A 15,241-nucleotide genomic window follows, 5' to 3' on the forward strand; every position below is an offset into this window, starting at 1 on the left:
TCAGCCGTGCCCGACATCGAGTACGCGGCGACGCTGTGGCTGCGGGCCCGGCACCCGGGGGTGCGGGTGGTCAACGAGCTGCCGTCCACCCTGGAGCAGGGGCTGCCGCTGCTGCTCGTCGCCGTCGTGCCCGGCGGCGGCGATGACGGCGTTTCCGGCACGGCGGTGCTCGACGTGCAGACTTTCGCGGGGACCCGCACCGCCATGTGGCAGCTGGCGGACGCCGTGCACGAGTCGGTGCTCGCGATGCGCGGTCAGCACGCCGGGGGCCTGGCCATCGACGACGTCGAGACCAGCCTCCTGCCCGGTCACGTGACCTACAACAACCCGGCCGTCAGACGGACGGTCGCCTCATACCGGCTCACCCGCCGCGCGCCGGTCCGCGCCTGACCGCGCACCCATCCACCGCCCCGCCGCCTGAGCGCGCGGGGCTTCGTCATGAAAGGGAGGCGCGGTATGCCCGCGGCGAACTTCGATCAGATGGCGGCGCTTCGCACGTCGCTGATCCGCAAGGCCCTGACCTACGCCATCTTCGCGGCGGACGCCGACGCGCCCGCCCTGACCGAGGCCTTCGACACCGAGGGCGTCCTGCAGGAACTCCCCACGGGCTACCTGCCGGTGGGCTACACCGACTCCGATGGCGTGACCTTCTCCGGTGACCTCGGCATGTCGGACGTGGAGTCCGGGCAGTCTGCGAGCCCGACCCGCTCGGACGTCGAGACGGACACCCAGACCGCGGAGTGGACGCCGCAGGAGACCAACGCGGCCGCGGTGTGCCTGTACGAGAACCTGCCTCTCGACCACTTCCCGACCATCGGCACCGCGGCCTGGTCGTGGTCCCGGCCGGCCTCCCCGCCCACGCTGTACCGGCGGCTCGTCTTCATCGCCCGTGACCTCAACAAGGTCACCGGCCAGCCGATCTACATCGTCAAGCACATGCCGTCCGCGCTGCGTACGGACCGCGATGACGAGCAGTGGACCCGCACCGAGGCGATCACCCGCAAGGTCACGTACCAGGGGTACATCGACGAGGTCGTCGGCACGGACGTGCGGACGTGGATCGACGGGCCCGGCTGGCGGGATCTGAAGCCGCTGTCCAACGAGGTGCAGTCCGTCGCGATCACGGGCGGGCCGACGGGCGGAACGTACACGCTCACGTACTCCGGGCAGACCACGGCGGGCATCGCGTACAACGCGACCGCCACGGCCGTGCGTACCGCGCTGGCTGCGCTGTCGAACATCGGCTCCGGCAACGTGGCGTGCGCGGGCGGCCCGCACCCGGACACCCCGGTCACGGTCACGTTCCAGGGGGCGCTGGCAGGGGCGGACGTGGCGCAGATGACCGCCAGCAGCGCCGGTTTGACCGGTGGCACCAGCCCGACCGTGGCTGTCACCACCACCACGCCCGGCGGGGCGTGATCCCTCGGTACGGGCGCGGGGCGGCGGCTTGGGTGAGCCCTGCCGTCCCGCGCCTCACGGCTCACCCACGGCTCACCAGAACAGGAACACGATCATGAGCAAGCCCAACAAGAAGCGGTACGTCCTGGAGACCGTCAAGGCGCAGTACGCCGAGGCAGTCGGCGGCGAAGAGGTCGAGTTCGAGGGGCCGGGCGGAGAGGTCTACTCGATGCCGCACCCGCTCTTCGCTCCCTCGGAGTGGACCAAGGCGGTGGACGACGCCGAGGACGACGAGGAGATGGCCCGCGCGATGCTCGGCGACGAGCAGTTCGAGCGGTACACAGCGGCCGGCGGTCGGCCCGGTGACGTGAACTTCATCCGTCTGGCGGCGATGGAGGACATGAAGGGCGCGCTCAAGGGCGGGCGCCCTACACGGTCCTCGACGTCCTCGGGCGGCACCCAGAAGCGGTAGAGGCCGACCTCCACCGCTACCCCGGCTTCGGCCGTGACGGGCCGCTGGCCGCCTACTTCCGAGGCGAGATCACCCTGCGGAAGCTGCGGGTGCTGGTGGAGGGACTGCCTGCGGACGGGGCGCTCGGCCGGGCGGTCAGCGGCAGCGTGTGGCGGCTGTCGGACTACCGGGACGCCGACATGGTGGACGCGCTGGAGCGGATCTTCACCGCGCTCTACAACGCCCACCGCGGCGAGAAGGCACCCGTCATGCCGTGGCCGGAGCCGGTGCCGCGGCCCGGTGATCCGTCGCCGGAGGCCAAGGCCAAGGCGCAGGCGAAGGAAGCGCGGGCGGCGCGCGAGGGCTACGAGGACATCGTCTCCCAGGTGGCGCCTGGCCGGATCTGAGATCGACAACTGAAGAGGGGCGGCGGTCATGGCGCGTGCCGGTGCGGTGTGGGTGGACGTCCTGCCTAACATGAGCCGTTTCAGCCGGGAGCTGGGGCGGCAGGTCTCCGAGCCCGTCGTGACCGCCTCCCGCCAGGCAGGCGCCGACGGCGGGGAAGCCGCGGCGAGCGGCATGGCCGACGCCCTCAAGACGAAGGCCGCGGCGGTCGGACTCGCCGCCGGGGCCGCGCTCACCGCCGGACTGATGACCGGGCTGGAGGCGGAGAAGGCCACCAGCAAGCTGCAGGCGCAGCTCAACCTGACCGCCGGAGAGGCGAAGAAGGCAGGCAAGGTCGCCGGGCAGCTCTACGCGGACGCGGTGACGGAGTCGGTCGAGGAGGGTGCCGAGGCGGTCAAGGTCGTCATGGGCGCGGGCCTGGTCGACTCCAAGGCGTCCACGGGCGAGATCCGCAAAATCGCCACGGCGGCGAGTGACCTGGCCACGCTCTTCGACCAGGACATCACCATGGCGGCGAAGGCCGCAGGGTCGATGATGCGGAACGGCCTGGTCAAGGACGGGCAGCAGGCGTTCGACGTGATGACCGCCGGGTTCCAGAAGCTCGGGCCCAAGGCGGAGGACCTCGCGGAGACGTTCAACGAGTACTCGCCGTTCATGAAGCAGCTCGGCCTCGACGCCAAGACGTCCTTGGGGATCATGAACCAGGGGCTCGACGCCGGCGCCTGGGACACCGACAAGATCGGTGACGCGATGAAGGAGTTCTTCCTTCGCGGCACCGACGGCTCCGATGGTGTCGCCGACGCCTTCAAGGCGCTCGGGCTGAACGCGAGCTCGACAGCCGAGGACATCGCGGCTGGCGGACCGCGAGCGAAGAAGGCGTTCGACGTCGTCCTCGACTCGCTGCGGGAGATGCCCAAGAGCGCGCAGCGCGCCCAGATCGTGGCGACGCTGTTCGGTGGGCCTGGTGAGGATCTGGGCGCCTCTCTGTTTGCGCTCGATGTCGACAAGGCGGGCAAGAGCCTGGGGAACCTGTCGGGCTCGGCGAAGCGCGCAGGCGATGACCTGCGTAACAACACCGCGACGCAGTTCGAGCAGTTCAAGCGGCAGGCGCTGATGGGCCTGGCGGACGTCGTGATGACGGACGTGATGCCTGCGATGCGGGCGGCGGCGCCGGTGGTGGCGTCGATGCTGGCCCCCGTCAAGGCGTTGTGGGGCTGGCTCCAAGCGGACCCCGCGCGGATGCAGGCCACTGTCGCCGCGCTGCTCGCGGTCGGCGGCGCGATCGCGGCGTTCAAGATCGCTACTGCGGTGACCGGCGGCGTGATGTCCATGGTGGGCGGCATCCGTGCGGCGGGCCCTGCGGCGCGTGCTGCGGGAGCCAACATCAGGTTCGCGGCGTTCGCGGTGCGCTACTACACGGTGATCGGCGCGCAGTCCGCCGCGCAGGCCATCCGCACGGGCGCGGCGTGGGCGGCCGGTGCTGTGCGCGCGTCGGGCGCGTGGGCGGCCGCGCGCGGGCGGGCGGTCGGTTCGTTCATCGCCACGCAGGCCTCCGCTGCGGCGACGGCGACGCGGACGGCTGCAACGTGGACGGCGTCGGCGATCCGGTCCGGTATGGGCTGGGCTGCGGCCCGGGCCCGCGCGGTCGGTTCTTTCGCGGCTACTGCGGCGTCGGCGACGGTGAACGCGGCTCGCACGGCGAGCGCGTGGGTGGCCGCACAGGCGCGGTCGCTGGCGGCGACGGTGCGGGCGACGGCTGCTCTGGTGGCGCAGCGAACGGCGATGGTCGCCGGTGCGGTAGCAACTCGTGCGATGGCGGCCGGGCAGTGGCTGCTGAACGCGGCCATGCGCGCGAACCCGATCGGGCTCATCATCACGGCCTTGATCGCGCTCGGCGTGGGCCTGGTGCTGCTGTACAAGAAGAGCACCACCTTCCGGGTGATCGTGCAGGGCGCGATGCGCGGCGTCATGGTCGCGGTGCGGGCGCTTGGCTCGGCCGGTATGTGGCTGTGGCGGACCGCGCTGCTGCCCGCGTTCCGCGGCGTGATGGCGGCCGGGCGGGCACTGCGCTCGACGCTCACGGGCGCAACGTCCGGGGCCCGGTCGGCGCTGCGGGATCTGGGTGCTGCGGGAACCTGGCTGTGGCGTAACGCGCTGGCGCCGGCGTTCCGTGGGATCGGCGCGGTGGCAAGCTGGCTGTACTCCAAGGGGATCAAGCCGCCGATCGATGCGGTCAAGCGGGCTGCCCGCGGCATGTCGACGGCGTTTGAGGTGGCCAAGCGGGCGATCGGGATCGCGTTCGGCAAGATCCGTGACCTTGCGAAGAGCCCCGTGCGGTTCATCGTGAACACGATCTACAACTCGGGCATCCGGTCGATCTGGAACAAGGTCGCCGGTCTGGTGAGCCTCAGCAAGCTGCCGGAGGTCAAGGGCTTCGCGGCGGGCGGCCACACCGGCCCGGGCGGCAAGTACACCCCGGCCGGCGTGGTGCATGCCGGGGAGTTCGTGACACGGCAGTCCTCGACCCGACGTATCGAGCGCCGGCACCCGGGCGCGCTGGACTACATGAACCGCACCGGCCGCCTGCCCGGGTTCTGGGACGGCGGCTGGGTCGGGGATGCCGCCGGGTGGGCCGGAGGGAAGATCAAGTCCGGGGCGAAGGCCGTGAAGGACTTCGCGGTGGATACCGCGGACCTGTTCACCGACCCCAAGAAGATCTGGGACAAGCTCGCCGCGCCGATCCTGGGCAAGCTCAAGGGCTTGACGCAGCACCCGTTCGCGAAGGGTGTCGCGAAGCTCCCGGTGAAGATGGCGACCGGGCTGAAGGACAAGCTCGTCGACTCCGCGAAGGACATGTTCAGCCTCGGTGGGGGCGGCGGGGATGTCGGCGGGTCCGGCGTGAAGCGCTGGTCCAAGGTCGTCCTGACCGCCCTGAAGATGGTGGGCCAGCCTGCTTCGCTGCTGCCCGTCGTATTGCGGAGGATGAACCAGGAGAGCGGCGGCAACCCGCGCGCGATCAACAACTGGGACATCAACGCCAAGAACGGCGACCCGTCTCGCGGCCTCATGCAGACGATCATGAGCACGTTCCTGGCCTACGCCGGGAAGCTCAAGGGCCGCGGCATCTACGACCCGCTCGCCAACATCTACGCGAGCATGAGGTACGCGCTCGACCGGTACGGCTCCCTCGCGGCCGCCTACAACCGGCCCGGCGGCTACGCCTCGGGCGGTCGGCCGAAGCGCGGCGAGATCGCGTGGGTAGGCGAGCGCGGGCCCGAGCTGGTGCGTTTCGGGTCGGCGAACAGCCAGGTCTTCGACCACCGCACCTCGATGCGGATGGCCGCGGGCGCGTGCGCGCGCGGCTTCGCCAAGGGAACATCCAGTGCGAAGGCCAGGCGAGAGCTGCCCGGGGACCTGAAGGCATGGACGAAGGCCCTGTCCGGGAGCGCGTCGCAGATCAAATCGGCGGCGAAGTCGCTGTCCACCGACCTGAAGGCGGCTGGTGGCGCGGGCAAGCGGCTGGCGAAGTCCACCGACGCCACAGCGAAGAAGCTGACCGGGCTCGCGGCGAAGCGGGACGCGGTCCGCAAGAAGATGGAGGCGGCGAACTCCTACATCGGCGAGCAGAAGACCGCGGCATCGGACTACACCGCGATCTCTCAGCTCGGCGAGTCGACGTCCGTGGCGGACGTGATCAGCGGTCTGAAGACACGGCAGACCACAGCGTCTGGGTTCCAGAAGTCGATCTCGGCGCTGAAGAAGAAGGGGCTGAACAACACCTACCTCCGGCAACTGATCGGTATGGGCCCGGAGTCCGGGCTCGCCGGTGTGCTGGCGTCGGCCGGCGCAGGGCAGATCTCCGCGCTGAACAGCCTGGCAAAGTCGGGGGCGAAACTCAGCGACTCCTACGGGCGCAGCATGGGCGACTACCTGTACGACGCGGGGTCGAAGGCGGGCAAGGGCATCCTCGCCGGGTTGAAGGCGCAGGAGAAGCAGCTCCAGGCGGAGATGGACAAGCTCGGACGCGGCATGGTCAAGGCGATCAAGAAGTCGCTGAAGATCAAGAGTCCATCGCGGCGCACGCGGGACGAGGTCGGCCAGCCGGTCGGCGCCGGTGTCGTTGAGGGCGTGGCCGACATGCTGCCCGCCGTGCAGGCCGAGGCCGACCGCCTGGCCGCCGCGGCGGTCCCGACGCGGCCCGTCGTTCCGGTGTCCGCGTCGCTCGGTGCCGCGGCCCGGCCCGGCGGTGCGAGCGGGCTCGACGGGCGGCCGCTGTACCTCGTCGTCGAGGACGGCACGGTGCTCCGCGCATACGTGGACGACCGGGTCGACGGGGCGCTCACACAGGTACGGGCCCGAGGCCGCGCGGGCGTGAAGGGCTGACCAGGAAGGGGGCACTCGGGTGCCGATGATCGTGCTGCCGGGGGCACCCCCGGTCACCGTCCCGGACCGCGTCACGTCGCCGGATGGCTGGCTGGCGGCGATCGTGGACGAGCCATGGGCGGGGGTAGTGCTGTCCGTCGACTACACGGCGGGCAGCAGCCCCCTGTCCACGGCCGCGAGCGTACGGCGCGTGCGGATCGTCCGGACGGGTCCGGACGGTGTGCAGGTCGCGGTGCGCGGTGCCGCGCCCGGCTGGGCGGTGGAAGGTGTCGGGACGGCGTACGACCATGAAGCGCCGCTCGGGGTGCCGGTGATGTACTCGGCGCAGCCCGAGTACGCGGACGGCACCCTCGGTCCCGTCTCCTCCCTGGCGGTGGAGGTCCCGGCTCCGGCGGTGGGCGCGGTCCGGGACCTGTGGCTGAAGAGTCTGGACGAGCCGGGCCTCTCCGCGCGGGTGCACATCACCACGTGGGGGGCGCGCGAGTCGGCTGCCCGGCAGGACGTCGCGGCACGGGCGGGTAGCCCGTTCGCGATGGTCGGCTATGACGCGCACGCCGCGGCCACGGTGCAGGTGGTCGTGGACGTGCCGCCCGAGCAGGTCGAGCAGGTGCGGCGACTCATGGACGCCGGCGTGCTGCTGGCGCAGACTCGGCCCGGCTATCAGCAGCCCGACAGCTTCTTCGTCCCGGGCGACTGGACAGAGGACACGACCGGCAAGCTCGGCTCGACAGGCGGGTACGCGGTCGGCTTCACGATCGCGCCGATCGAGCGGCCGGACCCGGAGGGTCAGCCGATGCGGTTGCCGGGCTGGTCGTGGGACACGGTCGCCGCCTCGTTCGAGTCGTGGACGGCGGTGGCGTCGAGCTACAGCTCGTGGGCGGCCCTGGCGACGAACGGCAGGGCGTGATGCAGGCGCTGCCTCCCACGCTGCTGCGGGCCCTGACCGGTGCGGTGCGGCGCCGCCCGGTCGGCGAGTGGTCCAACGACGGCGGGGTCACGTGGGTGCCGCTGGCGGTGGGCGCGGCGGACGTGAAGCCCGACAGGACGGCCGAGTGCCGGTGGTCGGCGACGGTGGAGCTTCTCGACCCGCCGGTCGGCGCGACGGGGATCAACACGGTCGCCACACAGGTGCGGCTCTTCGAGGAGCTGACGGCCTCCCGCGCCGACCCCTACCGGGTGCCTGCGGGCCGGTACGTGGTCGACAGCACGAAGCGGACTCTGCGGGGGCGCGGCCTGAGCGCCGAGCTGCTCGGCGTGGAGGACATCGTGCGCGGCGCCGCGCTGCCGGTGGCCCGCACGGTGGAGACCGACACCGCCGAGGCGATCGCCCAGACGCTGATCACCGAGGCTGTGCCGTGGGCGGCCGTGGCCTGGCGGGACGGGGTCAAGGCGGGCACGAAGATCCCTTCGTTCGTCATCGACGAGGACCGGTGGCAGGGCCTGTCGGGCGGCGCTGACCAGGCCGGGGTGTCCACGGGCATCGCGCCCGCCCTCGGCGCCGAGGTCTACGCGGACGCGCGCGGGGTGTTCACCTTCGCCCCGGTGCCAACGCTCGCCGACCCGGCGGTGTGGACGCTGCCGTACGGCCAGGGCCTGATCGAACCGGAGGCCGCGCAGAGCAGCGAGGGCCTGGTGAACGTGTGGGTGGTCTCTGGCGAGGAGGCGGCCGGAGAGGGTGGCTCGGCGGCCGCGCCGGTGGGCCCGGTGTACGTGTGGGACGACGACCCGATGAGCCTGACCTACGCGGGCCCGGACCCGATCCGTGATCCGCTCGCCCCGCAGCGCGAGGGCTTGGTGTGGGTGCGGCCCCGGGTCGAGCGGTACACCTCTCCGCTCATCACCTCCGAGGAGCAGGCCTACACCGCGGGGCGGGCCAAGCTCGCCGACAGCCTGCGCGTGCAGAGCACCTTGACGTTCACCGCGTACGCGCACCCCGGGATCGAGCCCGGCGACGTCGTGCGCGTCGAGGTCGAGCCCGGCCTGTGGGAGACGCACTTGATCGATGCCTGCCCGCGCACACTCGGCGCCGCGTCGATGTCCTGCCAGACGCGCACCTCGGCGAGGAGGATCTGATGGGCGTACGTGAAGACCTCGGCATCGACCTCGCGGCTGGGCCACCGGCTCGGCCGACGACCGTGCTGTGCCGGGTCGTTGACGTCACCGACGAGGGCGGCGTCAACATCATGTATCAGGGCGCGCTCTTGTTGGACGTGGCGTGCTCGACGGCGTACCGCGGCCGCCAGGCCGGCGACCTCGTGCACGTCCGTCCCGGGGTGAAGCCGCTGGTGCTGTACGCCGTGGGCGACGACCCGGGCGCGGCCACGGACTCCTCGGTGCGCGACATCGCACGGGAGATCGCCGTGGACGAGGACGCCGTCACCGCCGCGACGTGGGGCACGGGCGGGCCGTCGGGGTCTGGCTGGCAGACGGTGAACACGCTGTACGTGCGCAAGGACGCCGACGGCAAGGCGCAGCTCTACATGCAGCTCAGCTCGATCTCCGACACCTCGCCGGTGGACCCCGGCCGGGCCCCGAAGTCGAAGGTGATCAGTCCGACCGACAGCGGAAGTTGGCGCGGCGGCCGGCCGGACGAGTACGCCTCGGCTCCGACGCAAGGCGACTGGACGGGGCGCGGCAACAGGCGCGGCGGCTGGTTCTACGGCACGGCGATCGCCGCGGCGTGCATGGGCCGCACGGTGTCCGGGATGAAGGTCAGCTTCACGCGGAAGCGTGGCTCCGGCGTGAACGGCAAGGTCCCGATGAACCTGTACCTCCACAGCCACACGGCACCGCCGTCCGGCCAGCTCAACCTGGGCTCGGGCCCGGAGGATGGGCTGCTGCGCCTGTCGGTGGGCGCGAAGGGCACGGCGTCGCTGCCCGCGTCTTGGCGGTCCGCGCTTGCGTCCGGCAGCGCGCGGGGGCTGGCCATCTACGCCTCGGGCCGCTCGGAGTACGCCAGCTTCACCGGCGGCAAGATCACCATTTCGTTCTCGGCCTGAGAGGGGGCGCCCGCGTGGCGACCATCGGATACGCAGATCTGCCCGTCCCCGGAGGCGGCGACGGCCCGGACGGGGCCGCGGCCCTGGCAGCGCTCGCCGAGGCCCTCGACCCGCACCTCGTGCAGCACGTCGCCAACCTCGCCGAACGCAACTCGACGATGTCCGACGCTCCGACGGGCATGCTCGTCATCGCCGCCGACGGCACCACGTGGGCCAAGACCGCCAGCGGGTGGGCGACGCTGTATGAGCCGCTCCAGCCGTGGCAGTCCACCATCAGCCTGAAGTCCGGGTTCGAGGAGGGCATCGTCGACCTCGGCGTGCGCCTGACCGACGGCGGCAAACACGTGTGGCTCAAGGGCCGCATCCAACGCACCGACGGCCAGCTGATCTACGACGCGAACGCCGTGAACCTCGGCTCCGTCCCGAGCAGCCTGACCCCGGCAGAGCTGCGGACCTTCGACGGCACCTGCTCCATGGGCGGCGCCACGACCGACGCCACGGGCCGCCTGGAGATCCTCAACACCGGCGTCACCAGCGCCTACGGCGTCGCCGGAGACATCCTCTGGTGGTACCAGGGCACCGACGGCACCGCGTGGGTGGACATCTCCGGCGACTACTGGCTCGACTGAAAGGAGCGGCACGGAGATGGCGCTGTACACCTACGGCGGGACCCCGGCCGACGTGCTCACCGACCCGGCGGGCAACGTAGTGCCGGACTACCCGGTCATCGTGCGGGCGGCCGGGACCGGCGAGCAGATCACCGCGCTCCTGGAGGAGGACGGGACGACACCGATCGCCCAGCTCCGCACGAACGCGACGGGCAGCTCGGCGCCCGGACGCATCCGCCCCTTCAAGATCGACGGCGTGACGGCAATCGAGTACGAGTACAACGCGCCCGACGGGCAGGCGGTGCGCTGGTACCAGGGCGCCCGCGAGGCAGCATCGGGAGCGCTCGACCAGATCGAGAGCAAGCTCGACAAGGCGGGTGGCACCCTCACGGGCAAGGCCCAGTGGGGCATGCCGAACAGCAGCGACGTCATCCTCGGCGGCTTCAAGACCGGCGACGGCTTCGACCGCTTCCGGGTGGCGGCCGACGGATCGATGCAGTGGGGCCCGGGTGACGGTTCGCGGGACACCTTCCTCTCTCGCTCGGCCGCAGGCGTCTTGGAGACCCCCGGAACGCTCCAGGCCGGGCAGGTCTCCCTCACCGGCATGCGCATCTACAACCCGCGCATCTTCGGCACCGGCGGCGCCGCGCTCCAGGCCGCCTTGAACGCCGCGCGGGACGCGGGCGGCGGCTGGATCATCGTGCCGTCGGGCACCTGGGACGCCTCCACCCTGCCCCTGCGCATCTACGGCAACACCAGGCTGACGCTCATGGAGGGCGCGACGATCCGGCGCGCGGGCGCGGGCACAATGCTCCTCAACGGCGACGCGGGCCAGGCCCTCGGCGGCTACACGGGGCACGGCAACATCATCATCGAGGGCGGCGTCTGGGACGCGCGGGCGACCGCCTACCCAACGTCGGCGATGTGCATGAGCATCGGCCACGCCGAGAACATCGTCATCCGCGACACCCTGATCAAGGACGTCTGCGGCTACCACGGCATCGAACTGAACGCCGTCCGCCACGGCGTCATCCGCAACGTCCGCGGCCACGGCTACCTCGACCCCGGCGACCGCCCCTTCAGCGAATTCATCCAGCCCGACCTCGCCAAGGGCAGCGCCTACTTCGGTGGGTTCGGGCCTTATGACGACACCCCGTGCACTGACCTGCTCATCGAGGGCTGCGCGACCGGCCCGTCCGGCACTGCAGGCACCATCGCTTGGCCGCGCGCCATCGGCTCCCACAGCGCCTCACCGGGGAAGCCGCACCGGGACATCCGCATCCGCGACCTGTACGCCGAGGCCTGCTCTCAGTTCGCGATCGGCGCGTACACGTGGGAGTCCGCCGTCATCTCCGGCGTGCAGCTGCGCAACTGCGGCGGCGGCGTCAACGTGCGCACCCTCGACAGCAGCAAGTCCTCCCACCGCACCCCGGCCGGCGGCGGCTCCCCGACCATCGCAGGCTCGCAGCCGCTCGCGGGGATCGTCATCGACGACGTGACGATGACCGGCGGCGGCGCCTACGGGGCCGCGGTCGAGCTGATCGGCGAGGACACCGGCTACGTGCAGGATGTCGCAGTCGGCCGCGTCACCGTGCGCGGCGTGGGGCAGCAGGCCGTACGGATGGAGCGGGTCGAGGACTACGCGCTCGCCGGCGTCATCGCTCACACCACCGGCGCCACCGCCATCAGCACCTTGGGCACCCGCCGGGGACTGATGGACGACCTGGACGTCAACGGGAGCGGTGGTGCCGGCGTGACCGTCGATTCCCGGTCGACCCCCGCGGCGACGGCCACGGATGTCACGATCTCGAACTGCCGCGTCACCGGTGCGGCCGCGAACGGGCTGCACGTGTGGGACGGGGCCGACGTCGTCCTGGACGACTGCGAGGTCTACGACCTGACCGGGTACGGGGTGCAGATCTCCACCAACACCGCCCGTCCGGTGATCCGGAACGTGCGGACGCGCGGCACGACCTTGGCCGGGATCAACATTACGAGCTCGGTCACTGACGTCACCCGCCACGGCAACAGCGGCACCGTGGCGGACGCCTCGACGACGAGCACCAGGAGCAGCCCGTTCGACTCCGGGTTCGGTGCTCTGGAGGACGCGATGCGGCCCGCGGGCCGCTACGAGACGACGTCGAGGCTGCGGTGCGGGGCGACGACTACGGCGATGGTCTCCGGGACGCTGTACCTGGTGCCGATCTGGCTGCCCAAGGGCGCGGTGGTCTCGAACATCAGCTTCATGAACGGGGCCACGGCGGCCGCCTCGCCGACGAACTGGTGGTTCAGCCTGCACAACTCGGCCCGGGTGGCGCTCGCCCGCACGGCAGACCAGACCACCACGGCGTGGGCGGCGAACACGGTCAAGACGCTGGCCATCGCGCAGACCACGGCGGGCAGTGCCTCGTCGTACACGACGACGTACGAGGGTCTGCACTACCTCGGCATCATGATCAAAGCCACGACGCTGCCGAACCTCGTCGGCGAGGGCTCCATGAGCACCGGCGCCGGCGCGTCCCCGGGTTGGGGCGACACCAACACCGGCATGTCGACCCCGCCGACCGTCACCGCGGGTGCGTTCACCGCCGCGGCTTTCGGCGGCAACGTGGGCCTTCTCGCCTACGGCTACGCCGCCTGACCCCTCGCTCACCCGCACGCCCCGCGCCTCTCCGGCCCGGGGTTTCTTCATGTCTGGAGACCTGCATGGCCACACCGCCGAGCGCAGCAAGATTCGCCGCCCTGCTCCGCGCCGAGGGTCTGACCGTCGTCGAGGTCGGCGACTGGGAGGACCACAACCGAAACCACAAGGGTCCCTGGGGGCCCGTCCACGGGGTGATGGTCCATCACACCGTGACCGATGCTGCCCGGCACGACACGGTCGGCATCTGCCGCAAGGGCTACAGCACCCTGCCCGGGCCGCTGTGCCACGGCGTCATCACCAAGGACGGCCGTGTTCACCTCGTCGGGTACGGCCGCGCCAACCACGCCGGGAATGGCGATGACGACGTGCTGCGCGCGGTCATCGCCGAGCGGGCGACGCTGCCGCCGGACAACGAGGCGAACACCGACGGCAACCGGCACTTCTACGGCTTCGAGTGCGAGAACCGCGGCGACGGCAAGGACCCGTGGCCCGAGGAGCAGCTGCTCGCGATCGAGAAGGTGTCGGCGGCGATCTGCCGGTATCACGGCTGGTCCGAGCGCTCGGTGATCGGGCACCTGGAGTGGCAGCCGGGGAAGGTCGATCCGCGCGGCTTCACCATGGCATCGATGCGGGCCCGCATCCACGCCCGCCTCGCTCCGAGCAAGACGTACACCGTGGCCCGCGGCGACACCCTCTGGTCGATCGCCGCGACCAAGCTCGGCGACGGCTCCCGCTACGCGGAGATCAAGACCCTGAACGGCCTTCGGTCCGACGCGCTCCGCGTCGGCCAGAAGCTGAAGCTCCCCAAGAAGTGAGGCGACGGTGATCCTGAACCTCACCCCGCATCCGATCCGCCTGTACGCGCACGAGCGGGAGGACGGCATCGACGACCTCGAACCGCACCTGCTGGAGGTCATCGAGCCCGAGGCCACGCCCGCTCGGCTCGCCACCATCGAGTTGGGCGGGGGCTTCACCTTCGAGATGGTCGAGTTCGGGCACGCCCAGAACCTGCCGCCCAAGCGCGACGGGCATCAGTACATCGTCTCCCTCGTCGTCGCCCTGGCCGTCGCCGACCGGCGCAGCGACCTGCTCGTCCCGTACCGCGAGGTTCGCAACGCCTCCGGCACCATCATCGGCTGCCGCTCGCTCGCGCAGCCTGTCTGAAAGAGGTACTGCCCATGAACACTGGCGCTTTCTGGAAGGCCACTGCGGAGCGCGCGGTGCGCACCGCCGCGCAGTCCTCCCTCGCCCTCATGGCCGGGGACGGCATCGGCATCCTGGACGTGGACTGGGGTGAGGTCGCCTCCGTCGGCGGCCTCGCCGCGGTGGCCGCCGTGCTGACCGCGATCGTCACCAGCGGCGGCCCCGTCGGGCCCGGCCTCACCGAGACCGTCGCCACACCGGACACCCCGCGCCGGCCGACGAGCATCTGATGCGCCCGGCGGCCCGACGGCTCCGTAAGCGGCTGGGCCGCCGCGGCACGGCGCTCGCCATCCTCGGCCCCGCGAAGATCTGCTTCGGCCTGGGCTACGCCCTGCAGCCCGGCCCGAACCCCGCCGGCCTCGGCCTGCTCACCCGCTTCGCGGACATCCGCTGCTGGTCGTCGGTCTGGATCATCTGCGGACTCGTGACGTTCACGTGCGCCTGGCTCCGGATCGGGAGGGACGGGCTGGGCTTCTTCGCCGCCCTGATCCCGCCGTTCGTGTGGGGCTCGGCGTACCTGTGGGGCGGCCTCACCGGCGAGTACCCGCGCGGCCTCGCCATCGCCGCCTGGTACGGCCTCGGCCACGTCGCGCTGATCCTGTTCCTGGCGACCCTGCCGGAGCACTCCGTCCCCCACCCTGCGCGACGGGAGCGTGGTAGATGACCGGCACATGGGGCGTCGCCGCAGGCATCATCGGCTCCATCCTCGGCGCCGCCGCACTCCTCGGCAGCGGCCTCTTCGCCGCACGGGCCACACGGGCAGCAGCCCGGACCACCGCCGAGGCAACCCGCGCCCAGGCGCAGGCCGCAGCCGAGCCCGCCCAACGGGCGGCTGATCTGGCTTCATTCCGCGAGATCAGAGACGAGATGAAGCTCAAGATCGAACGGCAGAACGCGCGCATCGACGGACTGGGCAGTCTGGTGCTCGCCTACTCCTGGACTGTCGACCGGCTCATCCACCGAATGCGAGACGGTGGCGTCACTCCCGACCCCGGCGACATACACGACCAGGTCCGCGAGCACATGCGAACCGGAGCATGAACTGGCCCCCACTGCCTTCGGGCGGTGGGGGCCCTTTCGTCGTGCTCAGCACGGTGATTGCTGGCCAGAGCCCTCACATAGAAATGGTCCCGCCCCATACCCTGACAGT

The 15,241-nt window shown here is 71.3% G+C and carries 15 protein-coding genes; all 15 read left to right on the forward strand.

Features of this window, described 5'->3' with window-relative positions; translation table 11 throughout:
* Positions 1 to 6 precede the first annotated feature (6 nt).
* The 15 genes from DCW30_RS05890 (at position 7) to DCW30_RS05960 (ending at position 15,132) form a co-directional block, all read left to right on the forward strand.
* On the forward strand, positions 7 to 390 hold the full coding sequence (locus DCW30_RS05890) for a hypothetical protein (protein ID WP_076686098.1): 384 nt from the start codon (positions 7 to 9) through the stop codon (positions 388 to 390).
* Between the two features lie 66 nt (positions 391 to 456).
* Positions 457 to 1,419: a hypothetical protein gene (locus tag DCW30_RS05895; RefSeq protein WP_237283433.1), complete on the forward strand. Its 963-nt coding sequence runs from the start codon at positions 457 to 459 to the stop codon at positions 1,417 to 1,419.
* Positions 1,420 to 1,513: 94 nt separating this feature from the next.
* Positions 1,514 to 1,870 carry a hypothetical protein gene (locus DCW30_RS05900; RefSeq protein WP_076686096.1) on the forward strand — a complete coding sequence of 119 codons (357 nt, stop codon included), beginning with the start codon at positions 1,514 to 1,516 and terminating at the stop codon, positions 1,868 to 1,870.
* Positions 1,871 to 1,965: 95 nt separating this feature from the next.
* Positions 1,966 to 2,256: a hypothetical protein gene (locus DCW30_RS05905; RefSeq protein WP_237283432.1), complete on the forward strand. Its 291-nt coding sequence runs from the start codon at positions 1,966 to 1,968 to the stop codon at positions 2,254 to 2,256.
* A 28-nt stretch (positions 2,257 to 2,284) separates the two neighbouring features.
* Positions 2,285 to 6,637: a phage tail tape measure protein gene (locus tag DCW30_RS05910; protein ID WP_079250125.1), complete on the forward strand. Its 4,353-nt coding sequence runs from the start codon at positions 2,285 to 2,287 to the stop codon at positions 6,635 to 6,637.
* 25 nt (positions 6,638 to 6,662) lie between these two features.
* Complete coding sequence (locus tag DCW30_RS05915; RefSeq protein WP_237283570.1) at positions 6,663 to 7,544, forward strand: hypothetical protein; 882 nt, start codon at positions 6,663 to 6,665, stop codon at positions 7,542 to 7,544.
* Complete coding sequence (locus DCW30_RS05920) at positions 7,544 to 8,710, forward strand: phage tail protein (RefSeq protein WP_076689291.1); 1,167 nt, start codon at positions 7,544 to 7,546, stop codon at positions 8,708 to 8,710. The genes DCW30_RS05915 and DCW30_RS05920 overlap by 1 nt, the downstream gene beginning before the upstream one ends.
* A complete protein-coding gene (locus DCW30_RS05925) occupies positions 8,710 to 9,636 on the forward strand; it encodes a hypothetical protein (RefSeq protein ID WP_076686091.1) in 927 nt (308 codons plus the stop codon). The genes DCW30_RS05920 and DCW30_RS05925 overlap by 1 nt, the downstream gene beginning before the upstream one ends.
* 14 nt (positions 9,637 to 9,650) lie before the next feature.
* Entirely contained in the window at positions 9,651 to 10,265 is a 615-nt protein-coding gene (locus tag DCW30_RS05930; protein ID WP_076686089.1) for a hypothetical protein, read from the forward strand.
* 16 nt (positions 10,266 to 10,281) lie between these two features.
* The gene (locus DCW30_RS05935; RefSeq protein ID WP_076686087.1) at positions 10,282 to 12,885 is read left to right on the forward strand and encodes a right-handed parallel beta-helix repeat-containing protein; all 2,604 of its coding nucleotides are present in this window, start codon (positions 10,282 to 10,284) and stop codon (positions 12,883 to 12,885) included.
* A 65-nt stretch (positions 12,886 to 12,950) separates the two neighbouring features.
* The gene (locus tag DCW30_RS05940) at positions 12,951 to 13,703 is read left to right on the forward strand and encodes an N-acetylmuramoyl-L-alanine amidase (protein ID WP_076686085.1); all 753 of its coding nucleotides are present in this window, start codon (positions 12,951 to 12,953) and stop codon (positions 13,701 to 13,703) included.
* Positions 13,704 to 13,710: 7 nt separating this feature from the next.
* Positions 13,711 to 14,052: a hypothetical protein gene (locus DCW30_RS05945; protein ID WP_076686082.1), complete on the forward strand. Its 342-nt coding sequence runs from the start codon at positions 13,711 to 13,713 to the stop codon at positions 14,050 to 14,052.
* Positions 14,053 to 14,066: 14 nt separating this feature from the next.
* On the forward strand, positions 14,067 to 14,321 hold the full coding sequence (locus tag DCW30_RS05950; protein ID WP_076686080.1) for a holin: 255 nt from the start codon (positions 14,067 to 14,069) through the stop codon (positions 14,319 to 14,321).
* On the forward strand, positions 14,321 to 14,755 hold the full coding sequence (locus DCW30_RS05955; RefSeq protein WP_076686078.1) for a hypothetical protein: 435 nt from the start codon (positions 14,321 to 14,323) through the stop codon (positions 14,753 to 14,755). Before DCW30_RS05950 ends, DCW30_RS05955 begins: the two co-directional genes overlap by 1 nt.
* Positions 14,752 to 15,132, forward strand: a complete 381-nt coding sequence (locus DCW30_RS05960) for a hypothetical protein (protein WP_076686075.1) — start codon at positions 14,752 to 14,754, stop codon at positions 15,130 to 15,132. The genes DCW30_RS05955 and DCW30_RS05960 overlap by 4 nt, the downstream gene beginning before the upstream one ends.
* Positions 15,133 to 15,241 lie beyond the last annotated feature (109 nt).

It is taken from the genome of Streptomyces alfalfae (assembly GCF_004127445.1).
Lineage (GTDB): Bacteria > Actinomycetota > Actinomycetes > Streptomycetales > Streptomycetaceae > Streptomyces > Streptomyces alfalfae.